Origin of the sequence: Hyphomicrobium sp. CS1GBMeth3, assembly GCF_900117455.1 — a bacterium.
In the GTDB taxonomy this organism is placed as follows: Bacteria; Pseudomonadota; Alphaproteobacteria; order Rhizobiales; family Hyphomicrobiaceae; genus Hyphomicrobium_C.
The window spans coordinates 601,863-628,561 of sequence record NZ_FPHO01000003.1; the positions used below are offsets into that span (position 1 = coordinate 601,863).

Here is a 26,699-nt window from a genome sequence, read left to right on the forward strand (position 1 = left end):
GCCGCATCCCATGTCCACAAGCCCTGCTGAAACACGCATCGCCTATCAGGGTGAGCCAGGCGCAAACTCGCACCTCGCCTGCACCGAGGCCTATCCCGACTACGAGCCGGTAGCTTACCCGACCTTCGAGGACGCGTTGGCGGCGGTGAAATCGGGCGATGTCTTCTACGCCATGATCCCGATTGAGAACTCGGTCGCGGGCCGCGTTGCAGACATCCATCACCTGCTACCCAACGCCAACCTCTACATTGTCGGCGAGCACTTCCTGCGCGTGCGCCACCAGCTGATGTCCATCAAGGGGGCAACACTTGAGACCGTCAAGAAAGTGCTGAGCCACACGCAAGCGCTCGGCCAGTGCCGCAAGACGTTGCGCTCGCTGGGGCTGACCCCGGTGCCGGAGGCCGATACTGCCGGCTCGGCCCGGCTCGTCGCCGAGCAGAACGATCCCGCTTTCGCCGCCATCGCCTCCACGCTTGCCGCCGAGACCTACGGGCTCGAAATTCTGCGCGCCGACGTCGAGGACGAAGCGCACAACACCACGCGCTTCTTGATCCTGGCTAAAGACCCCGACGACGCCGAGCCTGGCGATGGCCCGGTCATCACCACGTTCCTGTTCCGCGTGCGCAACGTGCCGGCCGCGCTCTACAAGGCGCTCGGCGGCTTCGCGACCAACGGTGTCAACATGACGAAGCTCGAGAGCTACCAGCTCGAAGGCACGTTCAACGCCACCATGTTCCACGCCGACATCGAGGGCCACCCGGCCGACCGGCTGGTGCAGCTTGCACTCGAGGAGCTGTCGTTCTTCTCGAGCGAGGTGCGCCTGCTTGGCACTTACCCGGCAAGCCCCTATCGCATCGAGGCGGCCCGCGCCGCGGCGCCGCCCGTCGGATAAGTAAAAGACGGGAGCGCACCTATGAGGCTGGCCGGCAAGATCGCGATCGTGACCGGAGCAGGCTCGGGCTTCGGTCGCGGCATCGCCGAGGCCTTCGCACAGGAAGGCGCGAAGGTTGCCGTCGCCGATATTGATCCGGTGCACGCCCGCGAGGTCGTAGAGGCCATCGGAGATTCAGCGATCTCCATCGTTGCCGATGTTTCGCGATCTGCTGACGTTGCGGCAATGATCGAGCGGACGACGCGTGCATTCGGCGGCCTCGACATCGTCGTCAACAATGCCGGCGTTACGCATCGCAATCAGTCGCTGATGACGGTCACCGAGGATGAGTTCGACCGCATCTATGCCGTCAACGTGAAGTCGATCTACCTGACAACTCTCGCTGCGGTGCCGGAGCTTGAAAAGCGCGGCGGCGGCTCGATCATCAACACGGCCTCGACCGCTGGCGTGCGCCCGCGTCCGGGTCTCACCTGGTACAACGGCTCCAAAGGCGCGGTGATCACGCTCACGAAGTCGATGGCCGCCGAGCTCGCCCCGCGCAACATTCGCGTCAACGCCATCAATCCGGTGATCGGCGAAACGGGGCTGCTGGAAGAGTTCATGGGCGCCCCCGATACGGCCGAAACGCGCGCCCGCTTCATCGCCGGCATCCCGCTCGGGCGCATGTCGAAGCCGACCGACATCGCCAACGCAGCCGTGTTTCTCGCCGATCCCGCCTCGAGCTTCATCACCGGCGTCGCCCTCGAGGTCGACGGCGGCCGCTGCATCTGAGCTGTCAGATTGTCAGCGCGCCGCCGCGGATCTGGTACAGCGTCAGCGCCGTTGCGACGGCGAGATTGAGGCTATCGAGCTTCCCGGCCATCGGGATCTTTACCAGTCGCGAGCAAGAACGCGTCAGGCTGTCGGATAGACCCGGCCCCTCGCTACCCATGACCAGCAGCACCGGCCCCTTGTAGGCCGCATGCCGGAAATCCTCGCGCGCGTCGAGGTGCGTTCCAACGACATCGCCCCGCCAGCTCGCGCGCCACGCCAGAAAGGCTTCGCGCGACGTCTTGATCAGCGGCACAGCGAACACCGATCCCATCGTCGCCCGCACCGCTTCCCGCGAAAAAGGATCGCACGCGTTGCCGATCAGGATGATGCCCTTGGCGCCAACCGCGTCGACCGTGCGAATGATGGTGCCGAGGTTGCCGGGATCGCGCACCTCCTCGAGCGCCAGCCAGCAGTCGTCGCGCGCCGCTTGCGACGGAAGCTCACTCCAACGCTGCCGGAAAACACCGAGCATCGTCTGCGGGTTTTCCTTCGCGGAGAGCTTCGAGAGCACCGCTTCCGACACTTCGAGAACGTCAGCACCCGTGCCAAGCGCCCACGTCACGAGCGCCCGCGCCACCGGCGTCGTGGCCGTGCCCGCCTGATAAACGAGGCTCGTCGGCACGAAGCCCGCATCGCGCGCCGTGAGCAGGATCGACGCGCCTTCCGCGACGAAGAGGCCTGTCTCCTTGCGCTCTTTGCGCATCTCGAGCGCGCGGATCGCCTTGATGCGGTCGTTCGTGAGGCTGGTGATGACGCGCGGCTCAGCGGTACTCATGACGTCCACCGCACAAAGAGAGACGTCGGCACCGCCGCACCATCGCCGCCGCCAGAAAGAGCAAGCTCGCCGGCCGAGAGCTGCCCGCCGCGACCAGCCAGCACGTCCGCCGCGAGTTGCTCGAACGCCAGCGCGGATGCGCGGATCGCATACACCGTGAGCACGAGCGCCGACGGATCGGCGAGCAACTGCGCCGCATTCTGCATCAGCGTGGGCAGTCCCTGAAACAGATCCCACACCTCGCCTTCCGGACCACGCCCGAACTTCGGCGGATCGATCAGGATCGCGTGATAGGTCCGCCCGCGCCGCACTTCGCGCGCCACGAACTTTGCCGCATCATCGAGGATCCAGCGGATGGGCGCATCCGAGAGACCGGACGCAACCTGGTTCTCCTTGGCCCACTGGATGGCCTTCTTCGATGCATCGACGTGCGTGACCTCGGCACCCGCCCGCGCGGCGAGTAGCGACGCCGCGCCCGTGTAGGCGAAGAGATTGAGAACGCGCGGCCGCTCACCGGTGACGCGCCCGATGCGCTCCAGCGTCCAGTCCCAATGCGGCACCTGCTCTGGGAACAGGCCAACGTGCCAGAGCCCCTGCAGCCGGCACGTCACCGAGACGTCGCTGCCAACGCGTACCGGCCAGCTCTCCGGCACCGGCTTGTCGAAACGCCACTTGCCCTTCTCCTCGTCATCAGCCGAGGCGGAGAACACCGCGTGCGCCTGCTTCCACACCTCGGCCGGCTTCTGCCGCTGCCACAGTGCCTGCGGCTCCGGCCGGTCCACGACGACCTTACCGAACCGTTCGAGCTTGCGCCCTCCGCCACTGTCGATGAGCTGATAGTCCTCCGGACCGGGCGTGCGGATCACCTCGAGACCGGCGGCCCTCTGTGGCGCACGGGCCCGCCGCTCGGCCGTCTGTCCGTCGCTCTTGCTCACGTGTGGGATGACCTTGCGTTCCGGCACCGTGCGCCTGGCCTCAGGCGGCCGCGCGCTGCGCCTTTGCGATGATATCGAGGATCTTCTCGCCCGAGGCATCGAGCGGCAGCCGCATGAAATCGGCCGTCACGCCCAGCGCCGTGTCGAGATGGCGATGGAATTCGTCACGGTCGATCTCGAGGGTCCCGAACTGACGAAGGTGATCGGTAACGAATTGCGTATCGAGCAGCGTAAAGCCACCCGCGATCAGCCTGCCGGCCAAGTGCACGAGCGCAATCTTAGACGCATCCCGCTCGTACGAGAACATACTCTCGCCGAAAAAGGCACCGCCCAGCGCGACCCCATAAAGCCCGCCAACCAGCCGATCCCCGTTCCACACCTCGACCGTGTGGCAGTGTCCGAGCCGAAACAGATCACGATAGAGGCCGCGAATGCGCGAGTTGATCCAGGTCGAGCGCCGCCCGGCGCGCTCCGCCGCGCAGCCCTCGATCACGCCCTCGTATTCGGTATCGATGGCAACCCGGAGCGCTCCCTGCCGGACGGTCCGCGCGAGACGCTTCGGAACGTGCACGATATCGAGGGGCAGGATCCCGCGGTGCTGCGGCTCGATCCAGTAAAGCGCCGGGTCATCCGCGCTTTCGGCCATGGGAAAGATGCCGCAACTGTAGGCCTTGAGCAGGACCTGCGGCGTAATCTCGATCATGATGTCGTCGCGCGACGCCATCAGGGCAAACTCCTGTGTTCGGACAGCTAGCCCCCTCCGTCCCGAAACACGACTCTATCAAATTCGCGCGGTGGATGGGAACTACGGGCTTGTTCGCACCTTGGTCCCGCCGCGCCCCCGCTCCTACGTCTTGCCTCTACATTCAGCAAAGCGAGAACCGTCAGCCGTTTGCGGCCAGATATTTCTCGAGCCAGTGAATATCATAAAGCCCGTTGGCAATGTCCGGCTGGCGGATCAACTCGCTGAAAAGCGGGATCGTCGTCTCGATGCCGTCGATGACGAACTCCGAGAGCGCCCGCCTGAGTCGCATCAAGCACTCGTTGCGGTTCTTGCCGTGAACGATCAGCTTGCCGATCAAACTGTCGTAGAAGGGCGGTATGCGATAGCCCTGATAGACGCCGCTGTCGACGCGCACGCCAAGGCCGCCCGGCGGATGCCAATAAGTGATCTGCCCCGGAGACGGCCGGAAGGTGCGCGGGTTTTCGGCATTGATGCGACACTCGATGGCGTGCCCCGAGAACGTGATGTCGTCCTGCTTGTAAGAGAGGTTCGCGCCCGACGCGATGCGGATCTGCTCGAGCACGAGATCGATACCCGTGATCTGCTCGGTAACGGGATGCTCGACCTGGAGCCGCGTATTCATCTCGATGAAATAGAACTCGCCGTCCTCATAGAGGAACTCGACCGTGCCGGCACCGCGATACTTGATCTTGCGCATCGCCGAAGCGACGATCTCGCCGATCTTCTTGCGCGACGCGGCATTGAGCGCCGGCGACGGGCTTTCCTCGAGCACCTTCTGATGACGCCGCTGCAGCGAGCAGTCGCGCTCGCCGAGGTGAATGGCATTGCCGCGGCCGTCACCGAACACCTGGATCTCGATATGCCGCGGCTTCTGCAAATACTTTTCGATATAAACTGCGTCGTTCCCGAACGCCGCTTTGGCTTCCGCGCGTGCGGTGGACAGTGCGAGCCCGAGATCCGCTGCCGTGTGCGCCACCTTCATGCCGCGACCGCCACCACCCGCCGTGGCCTTGATCAGAACCGGAAAGCCGATCTCCTTGGCGAGCTTCATCGCCTGCGCTTCGTTGGCGACCGCGCCGTCCGAACCAGGCACGACGGGGATGCCGAGCCGCCGCGCCGTCTCCTTGGCCTCGATCTTGTCGCCCATGGTCCGGATGTGCTCGGAAGTGGGGCCGATGAAGGTGATCGCGTGCTCTTCGAGGATCTCGGCGAAGCGCGCGTTCTCGGAAAGGAAGCCGTAACCGGGATGCACCGCGTCGGCGCCCGTGATCTCGCAGGCTGCCAGAAGGCGCGGAATGTTGAGGTAGCTGTCGCTCGCGGGCGGCGATCCGATGCAGACGCTTTCGTCGGCGAGCCTGACGTGCATGGCATCCGCATCCGCCGTCGAATGCACGGCAACGGTCGCGATGCCGAGCTCCTTGCACGCGCGCTGGATGCGCAGCGCGATCTCACCCCTGTTAGCGATCAGAACCTTGTCGAACATTCTTTTTTCTGAGGCGAGAGGCGCCTGGCATCCGGCAGCGGTCGAAGAACGAAGACCCTGCTGCCCTGTGCCGTGCTGCCCGCTGCCGCGTCTCCCTTATTCGATGATGACGAGCGGCTCGCCGAACTCCACCGGCTGGCCACTCTCGACGAGAATGGCCGTGATGGTGCCCGCGCGCGGAGCGGGGATCTGGTTCATGGTCTTCATGGCCTCGATGATCAGCAGCGTCTCGCCCTGCTGCACACGGCGGCCGACCTCGACGAACGGCGGCGCATTGGGCTCGGGCGAGCGGTAGGCGGTGCCGACCATCGGCGACTTGACGGCGCCCGGATGCTTGGCGGGATCCGCCGCACCCGAGGCGGCCGGAGCGGCGCCCGTCGCCGGAGCGGAGGCGCCCGTCGGCACGAAAGGCACCGGCGCCGACGGCACGGCCGCCGCGATCGTCACCGAGCGCGCGACACGGATCTTGAGACCGCTCTTTTCGATCTCGATCTCCGAAAGTCCCGTGTCGTTCAGGAGCTGCGCAAGCTCTCGGATGAGCTGCTGCTCGCCACTCGGCTTCTCGCCCTCGTCTTTCGCCGTCATACGCGCTAGCCCCTTCCCTTTCGGCTTCTTGTCGCTGTCTTTGGATTTGCGTTTCACCGGGCCTCTCACGCCACGAGCTTCGCCATCGCCTCGAGCGCCAGCTCGTAACCCTGGACGCCGAGACCGCAGATCACCCCCTTGGCGCCGAGCGACACATAGGAGTGGTGGCGGAAATCCTCGCGGCGGAAGATGTTCGAGAGATGAACCTCGATCACGGGCAGCTCGGCCGCGGTAAGCGCATCGAGGATGCCGATCGACGTATGCGTCAGCGAGCCCGCGTTAAGGATGATGCCCGAGGCGCCGTCGCGCCCCTCCTGGATCCACCCGATCAGCTCGCCCTCGTGGTTCGTCTGCCGGAACGCGATCGAAAGGCCGAGCGCCCGGGCCCGGGCCTCGGCGCGCTGGCGCACGTCATCGAGTGTGTCGCGGCCATAGATCTCCGGCTCGCGCACGCCGAGCAAATTGAGGTTCGGACCGTTGAGAACGAATACCGGTTTGGCCATGAGCAGGATCGGATTGAGGAATGTCGGGAAGTTAACCTTGGCGCCCTGGACTTACGTCCTGGAATGACGGAACGCACGGGCACCAGCCGTCCCCGTAGGGTTCCCTAGCAGCTTTACCGCGGCTGCGAAAGAGCGCCAAGCCCGAGGTTCCCGGCCCATCTGAAAGATAGGCCGGATCCGGACAATCCCCGGACGAACCACGCCTCAGGCGCCTTCGCCAAGCCCCGTTAGCGGCGCCCGCAGGCGCGCATGGCCTCCGCGGGCCAAAGCACGGCCTCAGCAGTAATTGCAGCCTTCTTTTCTGAGATCCACGACGTGTTGCTCGAGCACCTCATAAAGGTTCTCAGGCGCACCGCCGATGGCTCGGTCTCCGACCAGGAAGTGCGGCGTGCCGTTGATCTGCAGCGTCTGCGCCAGCTGCTTGACCCGATCCAGCTCCGCCTTGACCTCGGGCGAGGCCATGTCCCGCTTGAGCTTCTCGATGTCGAGCCCGTGCTTCTCGGCGACCTTGAGCCCGACCGCCTCGTTGACGAGGCCCTTGGTCGTGATTAGGTCGCTGTGCACTTCCCAATACTTGCCCTGCATGCGCGCGGCGAGCGCGACACGTGCCGCTTGTTCCGACTCATCGCGCAGGATCGGGAACTCCTTGAACACGACGCGAACGTTCTTGTCCTGCTCGACGAGCTTGGCGATCTCGGAGAAGCCGCGCTTGCAGTAGCCGCAGTTATAATCGAAGAACTCGACAACCGTAATGTCGCCGTTCGGATTGCCGGCCACGGGTGCGTCGGCAGCACGGTAGATCTCCTTGGCATGCTCGGCGACCAGCGACTTGGTCCGCGCGGCCTCCTGCGCAACCATCTTCGATTCGAGTGCGCTCTGGACTTCGAGGAAGATCTCGGGGTTCTGGACCAGATAGTCCTTGATGATGCCTTCGATGGCGCGGCGCTGATCTGGCGTGAACGCGTCCGTGTTGGCGCCGACAAGTGTCGGGGAGACGGCACGGCTCGTGTCAGCGCCACCTGCGAAGACGAGCCAGAGGCCCGTTGCGGCAAGGAGCGGCACGGCGATCAGCGCGCCGAGGCTCGTCCGCGACGGTGCGCTCGGCTTGGTGGACTCGGGTTGGGTCATAAATGCTCCATGATAGGACCGGCGGATCCGTGTCCCCGGCCATAGGATCTCGCCGCGTCAGGTCTGCGGCTTGAAGTTGACGATGTCGTCGGCCTTGACCCAGTCCGGCGAGCCCGGCTGCAGTCCCGCCTGGGCACGCTTGGCGAACTCCTGAGCCTGCTTCAGGGCGCCAAAATAGAAAAGGCCCTGGGCGCGCGCCAGCTCCGATTGCGGAAGCATGCCTTTATCATAATACGCCTGCCCCAAGGTATTATAAGCCGTAGCGTTATCCGGCTCGCGCTGCACCGCTTTGCGCAGCAGAGAGATGGCCTCGTCCGAGTATTGCGGCTCCTTTGTCTGCAGCATCGCCTGGGCGAGTTGCACGCCGACCAAAGGCGCATCCCCCTTGTGGAGCTGCAGCGCCTTCCGCAAAGAGGTGATCGCCTGCTTCGGCCGCCCGGCCTTCTGCTCGAAGTCGCCTTTCACTTCCCAGAAATAGGGATTGTTCGGCTGCTCGCTGATCAACGACTGGATGCCGGCCATGCCCTGGTCGAAGCCGCTCGTACCCTGCCGGAACGACGCAATCGCCCGCGCATAGCGCGCCGGCAGGCTGTTGTCCGAGCGCGGATAGCGGTTGAACACGATGGTAGGCACTTCCATGTAGCCCGAAAGCTTGGCGCGCATCATGTTGTGGCGATGCTGAAGCTGCGGCGAATCCGTGTTGCTGTAGTAGGGGCTGTTCTCGACGAGCTGACGAAGACGCGCCAAGCGATCGGTCGCCACGGGATGCGTGCGTGCGAACGCCGTGCGGTGTGCATCCGAAAAAAGCTCCTCGCCGGCAAACCGCTCGAACGTCGCCAGCATGCCGCGCCCCGACTGCTTCGTCGCATTGAGATACTGCAGGCCCGCCTGGTCGGCCGCCGATTCCTGCGAGCGCCGCTCGGCCGTGAGGCCGCGCATGATGAGCTCGTTGCCGCCCATCATGACGCCCTGTCCGGCACTTCCGATCTCGCGACCGGCGTCGCCGCCCGAAGCCGCGCCGCCGATCATGGCGCCGATACCGAGCAGCTGAATGAGGAGCGCGCGTGTCTGATCCTTGGCGATGCGCGTCCGAAGCGCCGCCATGTGCCCGCCCGCGATGTGGCCCGCTTCGTGCGCAAGCACGCCGATCACCTCGTTGGGGGTGTTGGCTTGCGTGAGCGCGCCAGTGTGCATAAAGACGTTGCGTCCATCGATGACGAAGGCGTTGAACGCCTCGTTGTTGACGATACGCACCGTAACGCGTCCCGTGCCAAGCCCTGCCGCGCGGAAGATGCCCTGCGAATAGTCGTTGAGCAGAAGCTCGATCTCGGTGTCGCGGATCAGCGGCAGCCCCTGCGCTTCTGCGCGCTTTGCAGGCACGAGGCCTGCAAGCATACCGGCCGCAAGCCCGAGAGCGAGTGCGCGGCGGATAAGGGATTTCGAGGTCGATGTCGTCATGCTTTGCAACCGGTCGTTCGAACGCTCGGGGGACACTACGAAACATCACAATGGAAACGTTAAATGGTCATAGAGCGCCGGCCAACGCAAGACCGCGGCGCACATACCGACCAGCCGGGGGAATGCTTCCCGAACAGAGACAGTTAACCGGCGCCAAATCGCTTTTCCCTGCGCCAGAGGTCGTCTTCAATACGGCCAAAGGAAGGCGCACGCATAGCCCCTAAGGAACTGACAATGGCCAAAGACGACTCCGGCCCTCGGAACATCGCCGGCGAAAGACGCCGCGCTCCCGCTGCGCGCAGCGACATTCAGAGCTTCATCGTCATGGACGTCATGCGCGCGGCCGCCGATCTCGAGGCGAAGGGCCGTTCGGTGATCCATATGGAGGTGGGCCAGCCGGGCACGCCCGCGCCTGAAAGCGCCCTTGCCGCCGCGCGCGCTGCGCTCGGGACTGAGACACTCGGATATACGGCGGCGCTCGGTATCGACGCCCTGCGCCAGCGCATCGCCGACAGCTACCGCGAGCGTTACGGTCTCTCTATCGGTGCCGAACGCATTGTCATCTGCACGGGCTCCTCGGCGGCATTCATCCTTGCCTTCCTCGCGCTATTCGATACGGGCGCCCGTGTTGCACTGCCCTCGCCGGGCTACCCGTGCTATCGGCACATTCTATCCGCGCTCGGCTGCCGAACACCGTTGATTGAGACCGGCCCCGAAACGCGCTGGATGCCCACACGCGACGCAGTGGCAAAACTTCACGACGAAGTGGGCCTCGACGGGCTTCTGATCGCGAGCCCCGCCAATCCCACCGGAACCATGATCGAGCCCGCGCGCCTTGCGGAGCTGATCCGCCACGCAGACCGGAACGGGCTCTGGTTCGTGTCCGACGAGATCTATCACGGCCTGACCTACGAGGCGCCCGCCACGACAGCGCTCAGCATCACGGACGATGTCGTCGTGATCAACAGTTTCTCGAAGTATTACGCCATGACCGGCTGGCGCATCGGCTGGCTGGTGGTGCCGCCGTCTCTGGTGCGGGTCTTCGAGCGCCTGCAGCAAAACCTGTTCATTTCGGCGCCTGCCGTATCGCAGGTCGCAGCGCTCGGCGCCTTCGCGGGCGTGGACGAACTCGAGCGCAACCGGGCGAGCTACGCCAGGAACCGGGCGCTCCTGCTAGAGGCCTTGCCCGAGGCAGGCTTCGCCTCGCTCGCACCCGCCGACGGCGCCTTCTATCTCTATGCCGATGTCTCGGCCCACACCGACGACTCGCGCGCCTTCGCCAGCGCCATGCTCGAGGAGATCGGCGTCGCGACAACACCGGGTCTCGACTTCGACGCCGAGCGCGGCCACCGCTTCCTGCGCTTTTCCTACGCCGGGACGGAGGCCGACATGGCCGAAGCCGCACGCCGTCTCAAGGCATGGCCGCGCCTCAAGGCACGAGGCTGACGAAAGCGGCCTTGAACAAGGAAAAGGGGACGCCGCTGGCGTCCCCTTTCCGTATCCGAGCGTTTCCGGATCAGCTCCGACGCTTGCCGCCGCCCGCGCCGAGCGACACGAAGCGCGGACCGATATCGACATGGATATGGCTCATGCGCGCATACGTCATGGTGCCACCGGCGGTGTGATTGGCACGCAGCCAATTGACGATCGCCTGCTTGCGTGCGCCCGCGTCGAAATCGACAGCGAGGCCGAAGCCGTGCTTGGAGGGCTTGCCGCTGCCGGCGATGCGAGCACCCGGACGGCAGGTCGAGATCACCTTCACCGCGCCGAACTGCGACTCGATGCGGGCGAGCAGCGCGGCTGCGGCCGGCTTCAGACACCCGCGCGAGGCGGTGGCACCGCCACCGGAACGCGCAACGGCGGTCATGGAGCGATTCGCAAGGCGCGCCTTGCGGCCGACAGGTGCCTTCTTGCTCTTGTAGGCGCTCTTACTGCGATACGCCTTCTTGTTAGTGTGAGCGCCAGCGCGACGCGCCTTTGGTGCGTGGTATTTCTTGGCCCGCTGCTTCTGCGCCCGCGGCAGCGGTCGGCCATCACGTTCGTAGTGCGAGCTGACCACGCCGGACTCAACGCGTGCCGCAGCAGGTGCGGCGAGGAAGGCGGCAGCGCCCAATGCCAGCACGGCAGCAAAAATCGACTTACTCATGAAAGACTCCCTTGATGTCCCACCAATTTCCAGGGCTTGCGAAGTAGAGCCGCTACCCACCCGGCTCCTGACCTGGAAGATGTGAAGTCATCAGCGGATGTCTGCCTGGAGAAGGCGAAGTACATCCGCGTGACATCATGCGCTGATCGCGGAGTCACTCAGCGAAGGGCTGACTGTGATGTCGGTATCCCCCCGGATCACTCGGCATGACGGGGCGGCACTCATCAGCCGGTCGTGTTCAAATTGAGACAAAATTGAGGCAACGCGGACCGCCGAGGGGAAGACCCCGGCGGGGAGGAATTGAAATATTTGCCGGAATCACGAAGCGATCGCCAAAACTGGAAAAAATGTCGCGCCGAGCAAGATGGGCGCGACACATGAGATTTTAGATGAAGAAGGCCGGGCGTGGGACCCGGCCTTCGCATAGTGGGATCGATTTTCCCCGCCGCCTCAGCCGCCCAATCGGCGCTGCCACCAGCCACGCTTGACCGGCTCCTCGCCACTGGCCTCGGTTGCCCCGCTGTCCGGCGAAACGACAACGCGCTCGAGCTTGGGCTCGGTCGACGTCACCTCGTGGCGAGCCCTGACGCGCGAGACGACAGCCTCGTCCTGCACCGCCGACACCGCGTCTTCAGCCGCTTCCGGCTGAGCCCGCGGCTTGCGCACCGGCTCAACCGCCTCACTGGCAGCCGTCACAGCCTCGGATTCAACATCAACCGCGCCGCGGGAACGGCCACGGCGACCTTCGTCCTTCGGCTCGGCACCGCGCCGCCTCGGCTCGCGGGCCGGAGCCGGCTTCTCTTCGGCCTGAGCCTCCACCTGAGCGTCTTCGCCCACATCCTCGACCGACTCGGACATGACCTCGTGCTCGGCATCGCCGGATTCGGCGGCAACCGAGGCTTCGCTGCCTGCCTCACCCTGGCGGGCCCGCTCACGGCCACGCCGCCCGCCGCGCCGGCCGCGCCGCCGACGCCGGCCATTGCCGTCCTCCTGTCCTTCACGGCCGTGCTGGTCATCGGCACGCGCCTCATCAGCAGGCTCGCGCTCGGGCGCCGGCTCGTCGTCGCCGAAACCTTCGGCAGGGACCGCGTAGCCGTTCGCACCGCCGTCCTGATTGTCAGCGAAATCATCGGGATAGGGCTGCTGGGTGTCGTCCGCATGCCGGCCCTCGGCCCGCTGCTCGCCACGGCCCTCGCCACCACGCCGACCACGCCGCCTCCGCCGCCGGCGTCCGCCACCTTCGCGACTCTCATCGCGATCGCAATCCCTGTCACGATCACGATCGCGGGACTGATCGGCCCCGCGCGTCGGAGCCTCTTCGGCTTCGATCTCGCCCCCGGCCTCACCTTCGGCGCCTTCACCGGTGAAGCCCCAGTCCATATTGACTGCTGCCCGATCCGGGCGGCGCACCACCGCCGCCGGCGCGTGCCCCTTCTCGATCAGGAAGTTCGCGCCCTGCAGCTTCTCGCTCGCCTGCACCGTGACGAACACGCCCTGGCGCTGCTGCATCTCGTTGATGAAGTGGCGCTTGTTGTTGAGGATATAGAGTGCGACCGGCGTCGTCGTCGTGGCGACAAGCGAGGTCTTCGCACCCTGCATCAACGCATCTTCGAGCGCGCGCAGCACGGCGAGCGCCACGCTTTCCGTCGAACGGATGATGCCGGTGCCCTGACAGTGCGGGCACTGCGAGGTCGAACCCTCGAGCACGCCCGAGCGCAGCCGCTGCCGGCTCATCTCCATGAGGCCGAAGTGGCTGATCCGCCCGAGCTGGATGCGGGCCCGGTCGAAGCGCAGCGCATCCTTGAGCCGCCGCTCGACGGCCCGGTTGTTGCGCTTCTCCTCCATGTCGATGAAGTCGATGACGATAAGGCCCGCGAGGTCGCGCAGCTTGAGCTGGCGCGCGATCTCGTCCGCGGCCTCGAGATTGGTATTGAGCGCCGTTTCCTCGATCGAGAACTCGCGCGTCGCCTTGCCGGAGTTGACGTCGATCGCGACCAGCGCCTCGGCCTGATTGATGACCAGGTAGCCGCCCGACTTCAGCGTTACGTAAGGACTGAACATGGCATTGAGCTGCCGCTCGATGCCGTATTTCGTGAACAGCGGCTCGGGATCCTGGTGCAAGGTGACGTTCTTCGCATGGCTCGGCATGAGCATGCGCATGAAGTCCTTGGCATCCTTTTGCGCGTGCTCGCCGGCGACGACGATCTCCTCGACCTCCTTGTTGTAGAGGTCGCGGATCGAGCGCTTGATGAGGTTGCCTTCTTCGTAGACGAGGCTCGGCGCCGTGGATTCGAGCGTCAGGTCACGCACGCTCTCCCAAAGCCGGAGCAGGTACTCGAAGTCGCGCTTGATTTCTTGCTTCGTGCGCGAGGCGCCCGCGGTGCGGATGATAAGCCCCATGCCTTCCGGCACCTCGAGCTCCTGCGCGATGGCCTTGAGGCGCTTCCTGTCCTGCGGATTGGTGATCTTGCGGCTGATGCCACCACCGCGCGCCGTATTTGGCATGAGTACGGTGTAACGGCCAGCCAGCGACAGATAGGTCGTGAGCGCCGCGCCCTTGTTGCCGCGCTCTTCTTTGACCACCTGGACCAGGATCACCTGCCGGCGCTTGATCACCTCTTGAATCTTGTAGCTGCGCGGCCTGCGCCGCGGGCGTGACGGCAGCTCTTCGAGCGCATCCTCCGAGCCGACGCTTTCGACGGCCTCGGGCTCCGCCGTGGCGCTGGCCACGACCTGCACGGTACCCGGCTCGGCGCCCTCGCCGGACGCCTCGGGGCCAATGTCCGCAGTAGCGGCTGCGGCTTGTTCCTCGGTGACGGCATTGGCGTCCTGGGCGTCTGCCTCGGCCCGGGTCGTCTCAGGCACAGGCGCCGCGTCGATCTCGGCCGCGGTCTCCAGTGCACCGACCTCCTCGACCAGCACGGCATCGCGCTCGGTCGCCTCGGCGATCACCTGCGGAGGATCGTCGTCGGTGTCGTCGGTTGCATCGTCGCCTTCCGCGTGCACGTCGACAACGCCGTTATCGTCGCCGTTCTCCTCGACATCGCCATCATCATCAGAGGGTGCAGCATCCACACCGGCCTCGGTCGGGCGATCGCTCGAGGGGGTCGGACCACGCCGGCGGGCCAGCCGCTCGGCGCGCGCATCGGCGGCAGCTTCCTCCTCGGCTTCCGCGAGCGCTTCCTCCTCGAGAAGCGCCTGACGGTCCGCCATGGGGATCTGATAGTAGTCCGGATGGATTTCGTTGAAGGCGAGGAAGCCGTGCCGATTGCCGCCGTAATCGACGAACGCCGCCTGAAGCGACGGCTCGACGCGGGTGACCTTGGCTAGATAGATGTTGCCCCGCAGGAGTTTACGTGCGGCGCTCTCGTAATCGAATTCCTCTACACGTCCGTTGCGCAGTACCACCACCCGCGTCTCTTCGGGGTGGGTGGCATCGATAAGCATCTTGTTGGTTGCCATGAATTTTTATCCTTTGCGCGCCGGTGTGCCGAACCACCGGAACCGGCCGTGCAGCCGGAGGCGACTTGCGGCCTGGTCTTGGCGCGCGCCTTTGTTGTGTTTGAAGGGAAGGTTGGGGTGAAGGTTGACACGCGCACGCCCGCCCCAGCCGCAATGGGCTCGGAGGCTGAAGAACGGACTGCGCGAACGATCTGCATGAGTCTCGAACGAATGATTCCGGGCGCACGCGACGCGCGCGCCGAAAAAGAAGGGGGCCAGTGATCTCTGGCGCGTACGCCCGATCAGGCAAGCTGCACCGCAGCCGAGGCTAGTCCCGGACCGTGACGTCGGGGGCGACGCATTCCGGCACATCGCTGACCTGAGACCCATTTTCAGGGTTCGGGCAGTGCTGCCGATCACGAAGCACACGCCGAAGCGGCCGTCGGGCCGTGCGCACCATCCGCTTCCGGAGCACCTGGGCAATAGCGGGCTGGAATGAAAACCGGCCTCAACCGGACCGAGCATCCAACAGCCGACTGAACTCCCGCGCGAAGAGGACGTACTCGAACACGATGCAGTTCAATTTTGTACGGGTTCAGTGGCAGTGTGGCAAGCATGTTTTAGGTTACGATCCGCGTCGAGGCCCGGATGAGTCCGGACCTTGCGCAAAAACACCAAATATGACCTAACTTGTAGGGCCTACGTGATAATTTGCTCACGAACGCGATAGGGACCGCGTGCAACCGGGGATGGGGATCAGGGCCGGGTCTTTGAGCCTGCGCGGGACGGCGGCCGCCGTCGCGATGCTGATACACGCTTTATTCTGTGGACTGCCGGCCGCAGCCGATCAAACGGCCGCTGCCACCCACGCCGCCCTGTCCGGCGACAAGCACCGGACCTCCTTCCGCCTCGATCTGTCCGTGGGCGTCCCGGCCGAGATCTACACGCTCGCCAATCCGTACCGCGTCATCGTCGACCTCCCGGATGTCGAATTTCGCCTCCCCGAAAGCACCGGTCAGCAAGGAAGCGGCCTCGTCAGCGCGTTCCGCTACGGCCAGTTTGCCGAGCGCAAGGCGCGTGTCGTGCTCGACACCGCAGGGCCCGTGCGGATCGAGAAAGCGGGCATGACCGCCGCGCCAGGCGGCAAGGGCATCGTCTTCACCTTCGACATGGTGACGACCGATCCAGCGAGCTTCGGTGTCGGCACCGGAGCCGGCAAGGCAGCCGCGAACAGCGAGGAGCAGCCGCCGGTCAAGGCTACAGACGAGACGCCCCGCAGCGCCGGAAAGCCCGTGATCATGATCGATCCGGGCCACGGCGGCATCGACGGCGGAGCCATCAGCCCGTCGAACCTGCTCGAAAAGGAGATCGTGCTCGCCGCCGGCAAGGAGGTTGCACGCCAGCTGGTTGCGACAGGCCGCTATGACGTGCGGATGACCCGCGATTCCGACGTCTTCGTCTCGCTCGATCAGCGTCTCGGACTATCGGCCAAGCACGGCGTCGACCTTTTCATCTCCCTGCATGCGGATTCGTTGCCGGAACAAGAGGGCGCCCAGGTCGTGCGCGGCGCGACCGTCTACACTTTGTCCGAGCGCGCTTCCGACGAACGCTCCCGGCGGATGGCCGAAAAGGAGAACGCCTCCGATCTCGTGGCCGGCATCAACGTCGTCGACGGTGCGGATGACGACGCCGTGAAGGGCATCCTTTTCGACCTCATGAAGCGCGAGACCGCAAACTTCTCGGCCGATTTCTCCAATGCCCTGGTACGCAAACTAAGGCCCGTAAAGGTCCTGGCCCGCACGCCCCAGCGCGCCGCGGCCTTCAAGGTACTGAAGCAGACGCACGCGCCGTCCGTCCTGGTCGAGCTCGGCTACCTCAGTAATACGGAAGACGAGAAGCTTCTGAACACGCCGGCGTGGAGGAAGAAAGTGGCGGCCGCCATAACCGCGGCCGTTGACGCCTATTTCACCAAACGCACGGCTGGCGCGGCAGGCCCCTGAGCAAAAGGGCATTTCCCTGCCCCAAGCCCCCTCCGGATTTTGGCACCGGACTGTCGCGGCACTCTGCGGCAATTGGCAAATAACCATTTAGGAAATCCGGGGTTTAGGACGACGTGATGCCACATTCCGTGTTAATGTTCAGGCTTGATCCATGGGTTGCTGCAATGCAATAGCAGTGCGCCGAGCGTACTAGCCCCCAGTGAACATCGGTCGAGCGGACCCCAGGCGGATGCGAGCCCCAACGCTGCCCCCACCATACCCGGAGCACCGGAGGCGAGGCCGGAAGCGCAAGAGTCTGCTCTTGAGCTTCCTCGGCTGGAGCTTTGGCGCGTTCGTGGTGCTGTTCCTCGTGGGCTCGGCCGCGGTCGGCTACGTGCTGTGGAATGCCTCCAAGGACCTCCCGGACTACGAGAGCCTGGCGAGCTACGAGCCGCCCGTGATGACGCGTATTCACGCCCACGACGGCTCGCTGATCGCCGAGTACGCGCGCGAGCGGCGCATCTTCGTGCCGATCAACACCATTCCAAAGCGCGTCATCGCCGCCTTCCTCTCGGCGGAGGACAGCCGCTTCTACGAGCACGGCGGCCTCGACATGCAGGGCATCGCCCGCGCCGTCTTCAAGTTCGTCGAGAACAAGGTCCAGGGCGGCGACCGGCGCACCGAAGGCGCGTCCACGATCACGCAGCAGGTCGCCAAGAACTTCCTTCTGACCAGCGACCGCACGATCGACCGCAAGATCAAGGAGGCGATCCTCGCCATCCGCATCGAGCGCGCGTATTCGAAAGACAAGATCCTCGAGTTGTACCTCAACGAGATCTATCTCGGCATTGGCGCCTACGGCGTGGCAGCGGCCGGGCTCGCCTACTTCAGCAAGGAGCTGAAGGATCTCACGGTCGAGGAGGCCGCCTATCTCGCGGCGCTTCCGAAAGCGCCGAACAACTACCATCCGTTCCGCCAGAAGAAGCGTGCAACTGACCGGCGCAACTGGATCATCGGCCAGATGGAGGAGAATGGTTACATCTCGGAGGAAGAAGCCGAGCACGCGAAAGCCAAGGAACTGACCGTCAACCTGCGCGCTGGCGGCGCTCACATCTTCGCCGCCGAATACTTCGCCGAGGAGGTTCGCCGCTCCCTGTTCAACGCCTACGGCGAAGGCAAGCTCTACGCTGGCGGCCTGTCCGTGCGCACGACGCTTGACCCGCGCCTGCAGCGCATCGGCCGCAAGGCATTGATCGACGGCCTTGTCGCCTACGACCGCAAACGCGGCTGGCGCGGCCCCGTGAGCGAAATCGACATCACCGGCGACTGGGGCGTTCCGCTCGGCGCCATCGAAAGCGCAACGGACATCGCGCCCTGGCGCCTCGGCGTCGTGCTGTCGATGGAGAAGACAAAAGCCGTCGTCGGTCTGCGGCCGGCACGCAAGCAGGATGGCAAGCTCGCCGAGGAGCGCCACGCCGTAGAAATCACGCTGAACGAGATCAAGTGGGCCAAAACGCCGAAGAAGACCGAGCCGAAGCAGATCTCCGATCTGCTCAAGGCAGGCGACGTCATCTACGTGGCACCGAAGGACGAGGCCAATCTCGGCGGCACTTGGTCCCTGATGCAGATCCCGGAGGTCGGCGGCGGCTTGATCGCCATGGACCCGCACACCGGCCGCGTACTCGCCGTATCGGGCGGCTTCTCATTCGCCATGAGCCAGTTCGACCGCGCGCTGCAGGCGCGCCGCCAGCCCGGCTCCTCGTTCAAGCCGCTGGTTTATGCGGCGGCTCTCGACAACGGCTACAAGCCGACGTCGATCATTCTCGACGAGCCGATCGAGATCGAGCAAGGCCCTGGCCAGGATATCTGGAAGCCGCAGAACTACGAGAAGGACACGTCGCACGGCCCCACGACGCTGCGCGTCGGCATCGAGAAGTCACGTAACCAGATGACGGTGCGGCTGGCCCAGGACATGGGCATGCCGATCATCACCGAGTATGCACGCCGCTTCGGTGTCTACGACGATCTGCTTCCTGTGCTGTCGATGTCGCTCGGCGCCGGCGAGACGACGCTTCTGCGCGTGACCACCGCCTATTGCATGCTGGCCAACGGCGGCAAGACAGTGCGCCCGACGCTGATCGACCGTATCCAGGATCGCTGGGGCAAGTCCGTCTGGCGCCACGACGCACGCGAGTGCACGGACTGCAACGCCGAGGGCTGGGCCAACCAGACGGAACCCGACATCCCCGACGATCGCCGTCAGGTCATCGATCCGCAGACCGCCTACCAGATGACGTCGATCCTGGAAGGCGTCATCCAGCGCGGTACGGCAACATCGCTCAAGGCGCTAAACCGCCCGCTTGCGGGCAAGACCGGCACCACCAACGAAGAGAAGGATGCTTGGTTCGTCGGCTATTCGCCCGACCTCGTCGTTGGCGTTTACGTCGGCTTCGACACGCCGCGTCCGATGGGCAAGGGCAACACCGGTGGCGCCGTCGCAGCACCCATCTTCGCCGATTTCATGAAGGAAGCCCTGGCCAACGAGCCCGCCATGCCGTTCCGCATGCCGCCGGGGACTAAGCTCGTGCGCGTCAACCTGAAGACGGGACTGCGCACTTCGCCTGAGGATCCCGGCGCCATTGCCGAAGCCTTCAAGACCGACGAGGAGCCGGACGACGCCTACTCGGTCATCGGCTTCACCGATCCCTATGCACAAAGCTCGAACGCCGGCCCATCGAGCAGAGGGGATGCCTGGCAGCCCGCGCCCTCGGCCTCTCCCGGCTACGGCGGTGGCGGCGGTCCTGGCGGCCTCTGGTAAGACTTTCTCCCGAATCCTGAGGAGTTTGTCCGTGGACGGCCGCGCGGTGCATCGCGACGCCGCGTTTACAGTCGCATAGGGTCTCACTATATCAAGCCGCGACCCCGATAGCCGTGACGTAGGGAGAATCGGCCATGCGCGCTGAAGCGCAAAAAGTTGCGACCTCGATCGAAGAGGCTCTGGGCCTCTTGAGGAGGTATCTTTGACCCGGAGCAGGCAGAGGCACGCCTAGCCCATCTCAACCAGCGCGCGGAGGACCCTGCGCTCTGGAGCGACCCCGCGCAGGCGCAGAAGGTGATGCGTCAGCGCCAGCAGCTCGAACGCTCCTTGACCGACTTCCGCCGCATCGAGCGCGAGTTCGAGGACAATCTCACACTGATAGAGCTCGGCGAAACCGAGGAGGACGAAGCCACCGTCTCCGAGGGCGAGGACGCTTTGCGCCGGCTCGACACCGAGGTGCAGCGCAAGAGCATCGAGGCCATGCTGTCGGGTGAAGCCGACGCCATGGATACCTACGTCGAAATTCACGCCGGAGCCGGCGGCACCGAGAGCCAGGATTGGGCGCAAATGCTGACCCGCATGTACATGCGGTGGGCCGAGCGGCGCGGCTTCCAGGTCAAGCTGATCGACGAGAGCCCGGGAGAGGAAGCCGGCATCAAGTCGGCGACGCTCGAGATCCAGGGCGAGAACGCCTACGGCTGGCTCAAGACGGAAGCGGGCGTGCATCGCCTCGTGCGCATCTCGCCGTTCGATTCCAACGCGCGCCGGCACACGAGCTTCGCCTCCGTGACCGTCTACCCGGTGATCGACGACTCGATCGACATCGACATCAACCCGGCAGACGTCGACGTGAGCTTCGCGCGCTCGAGCGGCGCCGGCGGCCAGCACGTGAACCGCACCGAGTCCGCAGTCCGTCTCGTGCACAAACCGACGGGTATCGTGATCTTCGCCCAGGAGCAGCGCTCGCAGCATCAGAACAAGGACATCGCGTTCAAGCGGCTCAAGGCGCGCCTGTACGAGCTCGAGCTGAAACGGCGCGAAGAGAAGGCGACCGCCGAGCAGGCCTCGAAAACCGACATCGGCTGGGGCCACCAGATCCGCTCATACGTCCTGCAGCCCTACCAGCTCGTGAAGGACCTGCGCACGGGCGTGCAGAGCTCGAGCCCCGACGAAGTGCTCGACGGCGACCTCGATCCATTCATCGAGGCCACCCTGGCCCACCGCATGAAAGGCGGTGCGCCGGCAGAGGTGGCTGACCTCGACTGACAGCGAAAGTCCGCCCCTGTTCCCTACGGGACAGCGGGCGGCCTCCAGATGATTATGGTCGCAACCGTGGGAACCAAAGCGTACTCCCCGCTGTTCCCACCACCGTCGGAGTTGCTACCCCCGCTCTCCGACGAGAAGAGCGCCCCGCGGTCCCCCACCACACACGCGGCGCTCTCAGCACGGTCGGCCCCCCAGTTCCCCCCGCTGGGGGGCCCCATTCTTTCCATGCACTGTCGGATAGCTCTATTGGCGCCCGGCACCTCCAACCCTATATGGCAATCGCGACCGCGCCGGTGCGTTACGACAGAGGGGAGAACACCATGCACACTCGTCGCAACTTCCTGAGCGCGTCGTCATCGTTGGCCGCGATGTTGGCCGTCGCTCCACTCGGCCGCAGCGCCAGCGCAGCCAATCAGCCGGCCAGCACAACGCTCGCGACACGCGCCGTTCCCTCGACAGGAGAGAAGCTGCCCGCGATCGGAATGGGCACCTCCGGCAGCTTCGAAGTCGGAGAAGGTACACCCGAGTACGACGCCTTACGCGAGGTGTTGAAAGTCTTTTTTGCAGGCGGCGGAACGGTGATCGACACGGCACCGACCTATAGCGTAGCCGAGGACGTGCTCGGCCCACTGCTTGCAGAGCAGAATCTGCGACCTAAGACGTGGCTCGCGACCAAGCTCTCTGGCGTCAGCGGCCGCGATGCTGGTCTCGCCCAGTTCAACGGCTCTCTAAAGAACCTCAAGACAGACAAGGTCGAACTGCTGCAGGTGCACAACCTTGGCGACCTCAAAACCCAGCTTGCCCTTTGCCGCGAGTTGAAGGCTGAAGGCAAGACGCGCTACGTCGGCGTCACGCACTACCTCGAGCATGCACACGACGACCTCGCCGAAGTAGTCGAGGCCGAGAAGCCGGACTTCCTGCAGATCAACTATTCGGTCGTCACGCGCGGCGCCGAGAAGCGCCTGTTCCCACTCGCACGCGACCTTGGCGTCGCGGTGATCATCAACCGCGCATTCGAGGACGGTAAGCTGTTCGGCCGCGTCAAGGACAAGCCGCTGCCGGACTGGACGGCCGAAGCCGGCATTACATCCTGGGCGCAAGCATTCCTGAAGTTCGCGTTGAGCAACCCGGCCGTGACGGTCGTGATCCCGGCAACCGGCAAGCCACACCGCCAGGCCGACAACCTCAAGGCTGGGCTCGGCCCTGACCTGACCGAGGAGCAGCGGGCTTCCCTTATCGCAGCGCTGGCTTGATCGGGCATGGATAGCTCCGCTCCGTCGTCCGCACGCGCGCGATTCACCGACGTCTTCAAAATCGAGCGCGCAGAAGTCCCGGTCGTCGCCGCCGGCGCAGCGATGTTCTTCCTGTTGTTCACCGGCTACTTCATGCTCCGTCCGGTGCGCGAGACGATGGGCATCGCCGGCGGCGTCGACAACCTGCAATGGCTGTTCACCGGCACCTTCGTCGCAACACTCGTCGCGCTTCCGGTGTTCGGTTGGATTGCCTCGAAGGTTCGCCGTCGCCACATCCTGATTTGGACGTATGGCTTCTTCGCCGCGAACCTCACCGGTTTCGCCGCAGCATTCGTCGCAGACCCCGACAATGTCTGGATCGCGCGCGCGTTCTACATCTGGCTATCGGTATTCAACCTGCTCGCCATCTCGCTGGCGTGGAGCGTCCTCGCGGACCTTATGCCTGCATCTCAGGCCAAACGGCTTTTCGCCCTTATAGCAGGCGGCGCCAGCGCAGGAGGATTGACCGGGCCGGTTCTTGGGACGCTGCTTGTTGCACCGATCGGCCACGCCGGCCTGCTGCTGTTGGCCTCGGTCCTGCTCACCGCGAGCGCCGGCGCCGCGCTCTGGCTGCACCGCTGGCGCGACCATAACCCGTTGCCCCAGGAGGAAACCGCCCCGCGCACCGAGCCGCTCGGCGGCCATCCTTTGAGCGGCGCAACGGCGGTGCTGCGGTCCGGCTATCTCGCCGGCATCGCGCTGTTCGTCGTGCTGCTCGCGATCGTCTCGACCTTTCTCTACTTCGAGCAAGCTCGTCTCGTGGCAGAGACCTTCCCTGACCGTACGCGCCAGACGCAGGTGTTCGGCATGATCGACACCTTCGTCCAGACGTGCACGATCCTTATTCAAATTTTCCTTACGGGACGCATTGCCGACCGCTTCGGCATTGGCATATTGCTCGTCGCGGTCCCCCTGGTGATGGCCGCCGGCTTTCTCTGGCTCGCGTTCGCGCCCGTGTTCGCCGTGCTGGCGGTGATCATGATCGTCCGCCGCGTGGGCGAGTACGCGCTGGTGCGCCCCGGCCGCGAAATGCTCTACACGGTTGCCGAGCCGGAGGAGAAGTACAAGGCTAAGAACTTCATCGATACGGTCATCTACCGGGGCGGCGATGCCATCGGCGGCTGGGTCAAGCGCGGCCTCGACATCATGGCCGAGCACCCGGCGCTGGCCATGATGATCGGAACGGCCGTCGCGCTCGGCTGGGCAACGACAGGCGCCTGGCTCGGCCGGCAAGAGCGGCTGCGCGAAAAAAGCTTGGCCGCGTCGTCGGCAATCTAACAGTCTGTACTCAAAGGGATTTCCGATAACCCATCGGAACGGCCGAAAAAAATTCGATTTTTCCTCAGCGGCCGACAGAATAAATCGGCGGCGATTCCGTTTTCCCCTGAGTGTGGTTCGAAGGCCCATGTCCCCGCGTTGGCAATCGAGTCGCATGTCACGTCTCATCGCCAGATGGGAACGTCAATGGACGGGACAGGCCCCGCACACCTGTCCCGTCTATTGTGTTTTCAGGGGAAATTCATCTCACCCTGCGAGCGCATCCGCATAGGTGTCCGGCTTGAAACCGACCAGCGGCTTCTTCGCGCCATATTCCAGTACCGGACGTTTGATAAGCGAAGGCTGCGCACGCATCAGCGCAATCGCCTTCTGCTCATTGAGCCCCTGCTTGTCCGCATCAGGGAGCTTGCGAAAGGTCGTACCCGCGCGATTGAGCAGCGTCTCCCAGCCGACCGCACGGCTCCAGCGCGCGAGCCGCGCCTCGTCGATGCCGTCCTTCTTGTAGTCGTGGAACACGGCTTCGACTCCATGCTCCGCGAGCCACGCCCGCGCCTTCTTCATCGTGTCGCAATTGGGAATGCCGTAGATCGTGACGGACGTGCTGGCCATCGAAGCCCACCCTCAATGTTTTCACTTACAGCCTAGAGTTTATCGAACGCCAAAAAAGAGCGCCTAGGTCGCATCAAGCGCGCTCTTGGCAACCAGGGCGGACGCGAGACCGATCACCGGCGGCAACACGAAGACCCACATTCCGAACCCTAAGAAGATCATAGCCGCCGCTGCGCAACCCAGCGCGAACATCGCGATCCCCGATGCGAGCGCGCGGACGCGATCCAGCGTCACCTGACGCTTGTCCGCCGGCAGGTTCCCGCTCACGAGGTCGGGGATATCGATCATCATCTGCGTCGCATTGCCGGTCATGATCGTGGACGGCGGAGATTTCGGAAGGTGGACGCGATGCACGGCATTCTGGACCGCCATCGCCGCCACCAGTGTCAACCCGGTGAAGATGGCGCGCCAGGCATCGCCGTCAACAAACGGCCCCCACCGAAACGCCATCAGATCCGTAACAGCAAGAAGAACGACCTTGAGAAATAGGAGCTCCCGCAATCTGTCGAGACCGCGTTTCGGCAGCTCCGCGCCGAGCAACCGCACCAGCATGACCACGATGCAGAAAACCGGCAACGCCAGAAGCTTCGTAAGCGCCCCCGACGTGCCATAGGCGAGCGACGCGCCAAACGTCACGAAATTGCCGGTCACATGCGTCGCGAACAGCCCGTGCAGCGCCAGAAAACCAGCGGTATCGACGTACCCACCGTTGAAGCTCAGCAGCGTCGGCGCGGAAAGTTTCACGAGCTCCCCTTTCGACGCTGAAGGCACTCTCCTTACGCTCGGTCATGCCGGAGGCGTGCTATTCCCACTCAATGGTGCCGGGCGGCTTCGAGGTCACGTCGTAGACGACGCGGTTGATGCCACGCACCTCGTTGATGATCCGCGTCGCGGCGCGGCCGAGGAAGCCCATGTCGAAGGGAAAGAAATCCGCCGTCATGCCGTCAACACTCGTTACGGCGCGCAAGGCCAGCACATGATCGTAGGTGCGCCCGTCGCCCATGACTCCGACCGTACGCACCGGTAGCAACACGGCGAACGCCTGCCAGATCGCATCGTAAAGACCGGCCTTGCGGATCTCGTCGAGATAGATCGCATCCGCCTTGCGCAGGATGTCGAGCTTCTCGCTCGTGATCTCGCCGGGAATGCGAATGGCAAGACCTGGACCCGGGAACGGATGCCGCCCCACGAACGCGTCCGGCAGGCCAAGCTCGCGGCCCAGCGCACGCACCTCGTCCTTGAACAGTTCGCGCAGCGGCTCGACGAGCTTCATGTTCATACGCTCGGGCAGGCCGCCGACGTTGTGGTGCGACTTGATGGTGACAGACGGCCCGCCGCTGAACGAAACGCTCTCGATCACGTCCGGATAGAGCGTGCCCTGCGCCAGGAACTCAGCACCGCCGATCTTGGCAGCCTCCGCCTCGAACACGTCGATGAAGTGCTTGCCGATGGCTTTGCGCTTTGCCTCGGGATCGGTGACGCCCGTCAGCGCATCGAGGAACAACTTCGAGGCGTCTACGTGCACGAGCGGAATGTTGTAGTGATCGCGGAAGAGCCCAACCACCTGCTCCGCTTCGCCGAGCCGCATCAGCCCGTGATCGACGAACACACACGTGAGCTGGTCGCCGATCGCCTCGTGGATCAGAACCGCCGCAACCGCGCTGTCGACACCGCCCGAAAGCCCGCAGATCACGCGGCCCTTGCCGACCTGCTTGCGGATCCGCTCGATCATCTCGCGCCGGTACGCGGCCATGGTCCAGTCGGGCTTCAGCCCTGCGATACGGTGCACAAAGTTCGAGATCAGTCTGTCGCCATCCGGCGTGTGCACGACCTCGGGGTGGAACTGCACGGCATAGAACCGCCGCGCCTCGTCGGCGACCGCCGCGAAGGGCGCATTCTCACTCGTCGCGATGATGCGGAAACCGTCCGGCAGCTTCGTCACCCGGTCGCCGTGGCTCATCCAGACCTGATGCCGCTCGCCCGTGTTCCACACGCCCTCGAACAGCGGGCTCTCCGCATCGACCGAAAGCACGGCGCGGCCGAACTCGCGATGGTGTCCGCTCTCGACCTTGCCGCCAAGTTGGTCCGCCATGGTCTGCTGGCCGTAGCAGATACCGAGCACCGGAATGCCGGACGTAAACACCGCGGCTGGCGCGCGCGGGCTCCCCTCCTCCGGCACCGACGACGGCCCGCCAGAAAGGATGACCGCGGCCGGCTTCAGCTTGGCAAAAGCGGCTTCGGCGCTCTGAAAAGGATGGATCTCGCAGTAGACGCCGGCCTCGCGCACGCGCCTGGCGATGAGCTGCGTGACCTGGCTTCCGAAATCGATGATGAGAACGGTGGCGGACATAAAGGCTGGTCGCTCCCGAAGACTCGGGGGCCAGCCCCCGGTCGGCAAAAAGGGGGTAGACCACCCCGCAGCGCGAGCGTCAAGCCGCGGCCGCACGCGGCAAAGCCGCAGGGCATTTACCCACGATTAAGCGCGATTTCTGACGAGTGTCGCCTCGCTAGCCCCTATTAACGGCTGAGGACTAGAGCTTATCCCACATGGCG

21 protein-coding genes are annotated in these 26,699 nt (G+C 64.7%); 8 read left to right on the top strand and 13 right to left on the bottom strand.

The features are described from left to right. Positions 1–10 precede the first annotated feature (10 nt). On the top strand, positions 11–892 hold the full coding sequence (locus CS1GBM3_RS10080; protein WP_072395090.1) for a prephenate dehydratase: 882 nt from the start codon (positions 11–13) through the stop codon (positions 890–892). Between the two features lie 21 nt (positions 893–913). Continuing rightward, positions 914–1,663, top strand: coding sequence for a glucose 1-dehydrogenase (locus CS1GBM3_RS10085; RefSeq protein WP_072395092.1), 750 nt, complete (start codon positions 914–916; stop codon positions 1,661–1,663). Positions 1,664–1,667: 4 nt separating this feature from the next. Here the strand turns inward: CS1GBM3_RS10085 and CS1GBM3_RS10090 are convergent, their stop codons facing one another. From CS1GBM3_RS10090 to CS1GBM3_RS10125, 8 genes are all read right to left on the bottom strand, one after another. Next, a complete protein-coding gene (locus CS1GBM3_RS10090) occupies positions 1,668–2,480 on the bottom strand; it encodes a TrmH family RNA methyltransferase (RefSeq protein ID WP_072395094.1) in 813 nt (270 codons plus the stop codon). Further along, complete coding sequence (locus tag CS1GBM3_RS10095) at positions 2,477–3,415, bottom strand: RsmD family RNA methyltransferase (protein WP_244534621.1); 939 nt, start codon at positions 3,413–3,415, stop codon at positions 2,477–2,479. Before CS1GBM3_RS10095 ends, CS1GBM3_RS10090 begins: the two co-directional genes overlap by 4 nt. 40 nt (positions 3,416–3,455) lie before the next feature. Continuing rightward, positions 3,456–4,139 (bottom strand): leucyl/phenylalanyl-tRNA--protein transferase, encoded by a 684-nt coding sequence (gene aat, locus CS1GBM3_RS10100; RefSeq protein ID WP_072395096.1) that lies wholly within the window; start codon positions 4,137–4,139, stop codon positions 3,456–3,458. Between the two features lie 160 nt (positions 4,140–4,299). Further along, complete coding sequence (accC, locus tag CS1GBM3_RS10105) at positions 4,300–5,643, bottom strand: acetyl-CoA carboxylase biotin carboxylase subunit (protein WP_072395098.1); 1,344 nt, start codon at positions 5,641–5,643, stop codon at positions 4,300–4,302. A 96-nt stretch (positions 5,644–5,739) separates the two neighbouring features. Then, complete coding sequence (accB, locus tag CS1GBM3_RS10110) at positions 5,740–6,228, bottom strand: acetyl-CoA carboxylase biotin carboxyl carrier protein (RefSeq protein ID WP_072397400.1); 489 nt, start codon at positions 6,226–6,228, stop codon at positions 5,740–5,742. Positions 6,229–6,293: 65 nt separating this feature from the next. Continuing rightward, positions 6,294–6,731, bottom strand: a complete 438-nt coding sequence (aroQ, locus tag CS1GBM3_RS10115; protein ID WP_072395100.1) for a type II 3-dehydroquinate dehydratase — start codon at positions 6,729–6,731, stop codon at positions 6,294–6,296. Positions 6,732–7,007: 276 nt separating this feature from the next. Continuing rightward, a complete protein-coding gene (locus tag CS1GBM3_RS10120) occupies positions 7,008–7,859 on the bottom strand; it encodes a DsbA family protein (protein ID WP_072395102.1) in 852 nt (283 codons plus the stop codon). Between the two features lie 57 nt (positions 7,860–7,916). Next, the gene (locus CS1GBM3_RS10125; RefSeq protein WP_072395104.1) at positions 7,917–9,317 is read right to left on the bottom strand and encodes a M48 family metalloprotease; all 1,401 of its coding nucleotides are present in this window, start codon (positions 9,315–9,317) and stop codon (positions 7,917–7,919) included. Between the two features lie 234 nt (positions 9,318–9,551). Here CS1GBM3_RS10125 and CS1GBM3_RS10130 point away from each other — a divergent pair, with 234 nt between their 5' ends. After that, positions 9,552–10,763, top strand: a complete 1,212-nt coding sequence (locus tag CS1GBM3_RS10130) for a pyridoxal phosphate-dependent aminotransferase (RefSeq protein ID WP_072395105.1) — start codon at positions 9,552–9,554, stop codon at positions 10,761–10,763. Positions 10,764–10,833: 70 nt separating this feature from the next. Here the strand turns inward: CS1GBM3_RS10130 and CS1GBM3_RS19795 are convergent, their stop codons facing one another. Next, positions 10,834–11,463, bottom strand: coding sequence for a D-Ala-D-Ala carboxypeptidase family metallohydrolase (locus CS1GBM3_RS19795; RefSeq protein WP_171946473.1), 630 nt, complete (start codon positions 11,461–11,463; stop codon positions 10,834–10,836). A 450-nt stretch (positions 11,464–11,913) separates the two neighbouring features. Further along, the gene (locus CS1GBM3_RS10140; RefSeq protein WP_072395106.1) at positions 11,914–14,925 is read right to left on the bottom strand and encodes an Rne/Rng family ribonuclease; all 3,012 of its coding nucleotides are present in this window, start codon (positions 14,923–14,925) and stop codon (positions 11,914–11,916) included. A gap of 749 nt (positions 14,926–15,674) precedes the next feature. Between CS1GBM3_RS10140 and CS1GBM3_RS10150 the strand changes: the two genes are divergently transcribed. The 5 genes from CS1GBM3_RS10150 to CS1GBM3_RS10175 all read left to right on the top strand — a co-directional run bounded on the left by CS1GBM3_RS10150 (position 15,675) and on the right by CS1GBM3_RS10175 (position 23,537). Then, positions 15,675–16,904 (top strand): N-acetylmuramoyl-L-alanine amidase, encoded by a 1,230-nt coding sequence (locus CS1GBM3_RS10150; protein WP_244534622.1) that lies wholly within the window; start codon positions 15,675–15,677, stop codon positions 16,902–16,904. A gap of 229 nt (positions 16,905–17,133) precedes the next feature. After that, positions 17,134–19,701 (top strand): penicillin-binding protein 1A, encoded by a 2,568-nt coding sequence (locus tag CS1GBM3_RS10155; protein WP_083567413.1) that lies wholly within the window; start codon positions 17,134–17,136, stop codon positions 19,699–19,701. Positions 19,702–19,835: 134 nt separating this feature from the next. Further along, positions 19,836–20,967, top strand: a protein-coding gene (gene prfB / locus CS1GBM3_RS10160) for a peptide chain release factor 2 (RefSeq protein ID WP_139247874.1) whose coding sequence is annotated in 2 segments (ribosomal slippage) — positions 19,836–19,904 and positions 19,906–20,967 — 1,131 coding nt in all. Because the reading frame shifts where the segments join, the coding sequence is not laid out codon by codon here. Between the two features lie 320 nt (positions 20,968–21,287). Next, positions 21,288–22,220 (top strand): aldo/keto reductase, encoded by a 933-nt coding sequence (locus CS1GBM3_RS10170; protein WP_072395111.1) that lies wholly within the window; start codon positions 21,288–21,290, stop codon positions 22,218–22,220. Positions 22,221–22,226: 6 nt separating this feature from the next. Beyond that, positions 22,227–23,537: an NTP/NDP exchange transporter gene (locus tag CS1GBM3_RS10175; RefSeq protein ID WP_072395112.1), complete on the top strand. Its 1,311-nt coding sequence runs from the start codon at positions 22,227–22,229 to the stop codon at positions 23,535–23,537. A 246-nt stretch (positions 23,538–23,783) separates the two neighbouring features. Here CS1GBM3_RS10175 and CS1GBM3_RS10180 read toward each other — a convergent pair whose 3' ends face one another. The 3 genes from CS1GBM3_RS10180 to guaA form a co-directional block, all read right to left on the bottom strand. Next, positions 23,784–24,146 carry an ArsC family reductase gene (locus CS1GBM3_RS10180; RefSeq protein WP_072395113.1) on the bottom strand — a complete coding sequence of 121 codons (363 nt, stop codon included), beginning with the start codon at positions 24,144–24,146 and terminating at the stop codon, positions 23,784–23,786. A 63-nt stretch (positions 24,147–24,209) separates the two neighbouring features. Beyond that, on the bottom strand, positions 24,210–24,890 hold the full coding sequence (locus CS1GBM3_RS10185; protein WP_072395118.1) for a YoaK family protein: 681 nt from the start codon (positions 24,888–24,890) through the stop codon (positions 24,210–24,212). Positions 24,891–24,948: 58 nt separating this feature from the next. Beyond that, positions 24,949–26,496: a glutamine-hydrolyzing GMP synthase gene (gene guaA / locus CS1GBM3_RS10190; protein WP_072395120.1), complete on the bottom strand. Its 1,548-nt coding sequence runs from the start codon at positions 26,494–26,496 to the stop codon at positions 24,949–24,951. Between the last annotated feature and the right edge of the window lie 203 nt (positions 26,497–26,699).

What these genes read in the sequence shown, in the direction of transcription:
- CS1GBM3_RS10080 (WP_072395090.1), top strand. Translation starts at nt 11, where the DNA reads ATGTCCACAAGCCCTGCTGAAACACGCATCGCCTATCAGGGTGAGCCA.
- CS1GBM3_RS10085 (WP_072395092.1), top strand. Translation starts at nt 914, where the DNA reads ATGAGGCTGGCCGGCAAGATCGCGATCGTGACCGGAGCAGGCTCGGGC.
- CS1GBM3_RS10090 (WP_072395094.1), bottom strand. Translation starts at nt 2,480, where the DNA reads ATGAGTACCGCTGAGCCGCGCGTCATCACCAGCCTCACGAACGACCGC.
- aat (WP_072395096.1), bottom strand. Translation starts at nt 4,139, where the DNA reads ATGGCGTCGCGCGACGACATCATGATCGAGATTACGCCGCAGGTCCTG.
- accC (WP_072395098.1), bottom strand. Translation starts at nt 5,643, where the DNA reads ATGTTCGACAAGGTTCTGATCGCTAACAGGGGTGAGATCGCGCTGCGC.
- accB (WP_072397400.1), bottom strand. Translation starts at nt 6,228, where the DNA reads ATGACGGCGAAAGACGAGGGCGAGAAGCCGAGTGGCGAGCAGCAGCTC.
- aroQ (WP_072395100.1), bottom strand. Translation starts at nt 6,731, where the DNA reads ATGGCCAAACCGGTATTCGTTCTCAACGGTCCGAACCTCAATTTGCTC.
- CS1GBM3_RS10120 (WP_072395102.1), bottom strand. Translation starts at nt 7,859, where the DNA reads ATGACCCAACCCGAGTCCACCAAGCCGAGCGCACCGTCGCGGACGAGC.
- CS1GBM3_RS10125 (WP_072395104.1), bottom strand. Translation starts at nt 9,317, where the DNA reads ATGACGACATCGACCTCGAAATCCCTTATCCGCCGCGCACTCGCTCTC.
- CS1GBM3_RS10130 (WP_072395105.1), top strand. Translation starts at nt 9,552, where the DNA reads ATGGCCAAAGACGACTCCGGCCCTCGGAACATCGCCGGCGAAAGACGC.
- CS1GBM3_RS19795 (WP_171946473.1), bottom strand. Translation starts at nt 11,463, where the DNA reads ATGAGTAAGTCGATTTTTGCTGCCGTGCTGGCATTGGGCGCTGCCGCC.
- CS1GBM3_RS10140 (WP_072395106.1), bottom strand. Translation starts at nt 14,925, where the DNA reads ATGGCAACCAACAAGATGCTTATCGATGCCACCCACCCCGAAGAGACG.
- CS1GBM3_RS10155 (WP_083567413.1), top strand. Translation starts at nt 17,134, where the DNA reads ATGCGAGCCCCAACGCTGCCCCCACCATACCCGGAGCACCGGAGGCGA.
- CS1GBM3_RS10170 (WP_072395111.1), top strand. Translation starts at nt 21,288, where the DNA reads ATGCACACTCGTCGCAACTTCCTGAGCGCGTCGTCATCGTTGGCCGCG.
- CS1GBM3_RS10175 (WP_072395112.1), top strand. Translation starts at nt 22,227, where the DNA reads ATGGATAGCTCCGCTCCGTCGTCCGCACGCGCGCGATTCACCGACGTC.
- CS1GBM3_RS10180 (WP_072395113.1), bottom strand. Translation starts at nt 24,146, where the DNA reads ATGGCCAGCACGTCCGTCACGATCTACGGCATTCCCAATTGCGACACG.
- guaA (WP_072395120.1), bottom strand. Translation starts at nt 26,496, where the DNA reads ATGTCCGCCACCGTTCTCATCATCGATTTCGGAAGCCAGGTCACGCAG.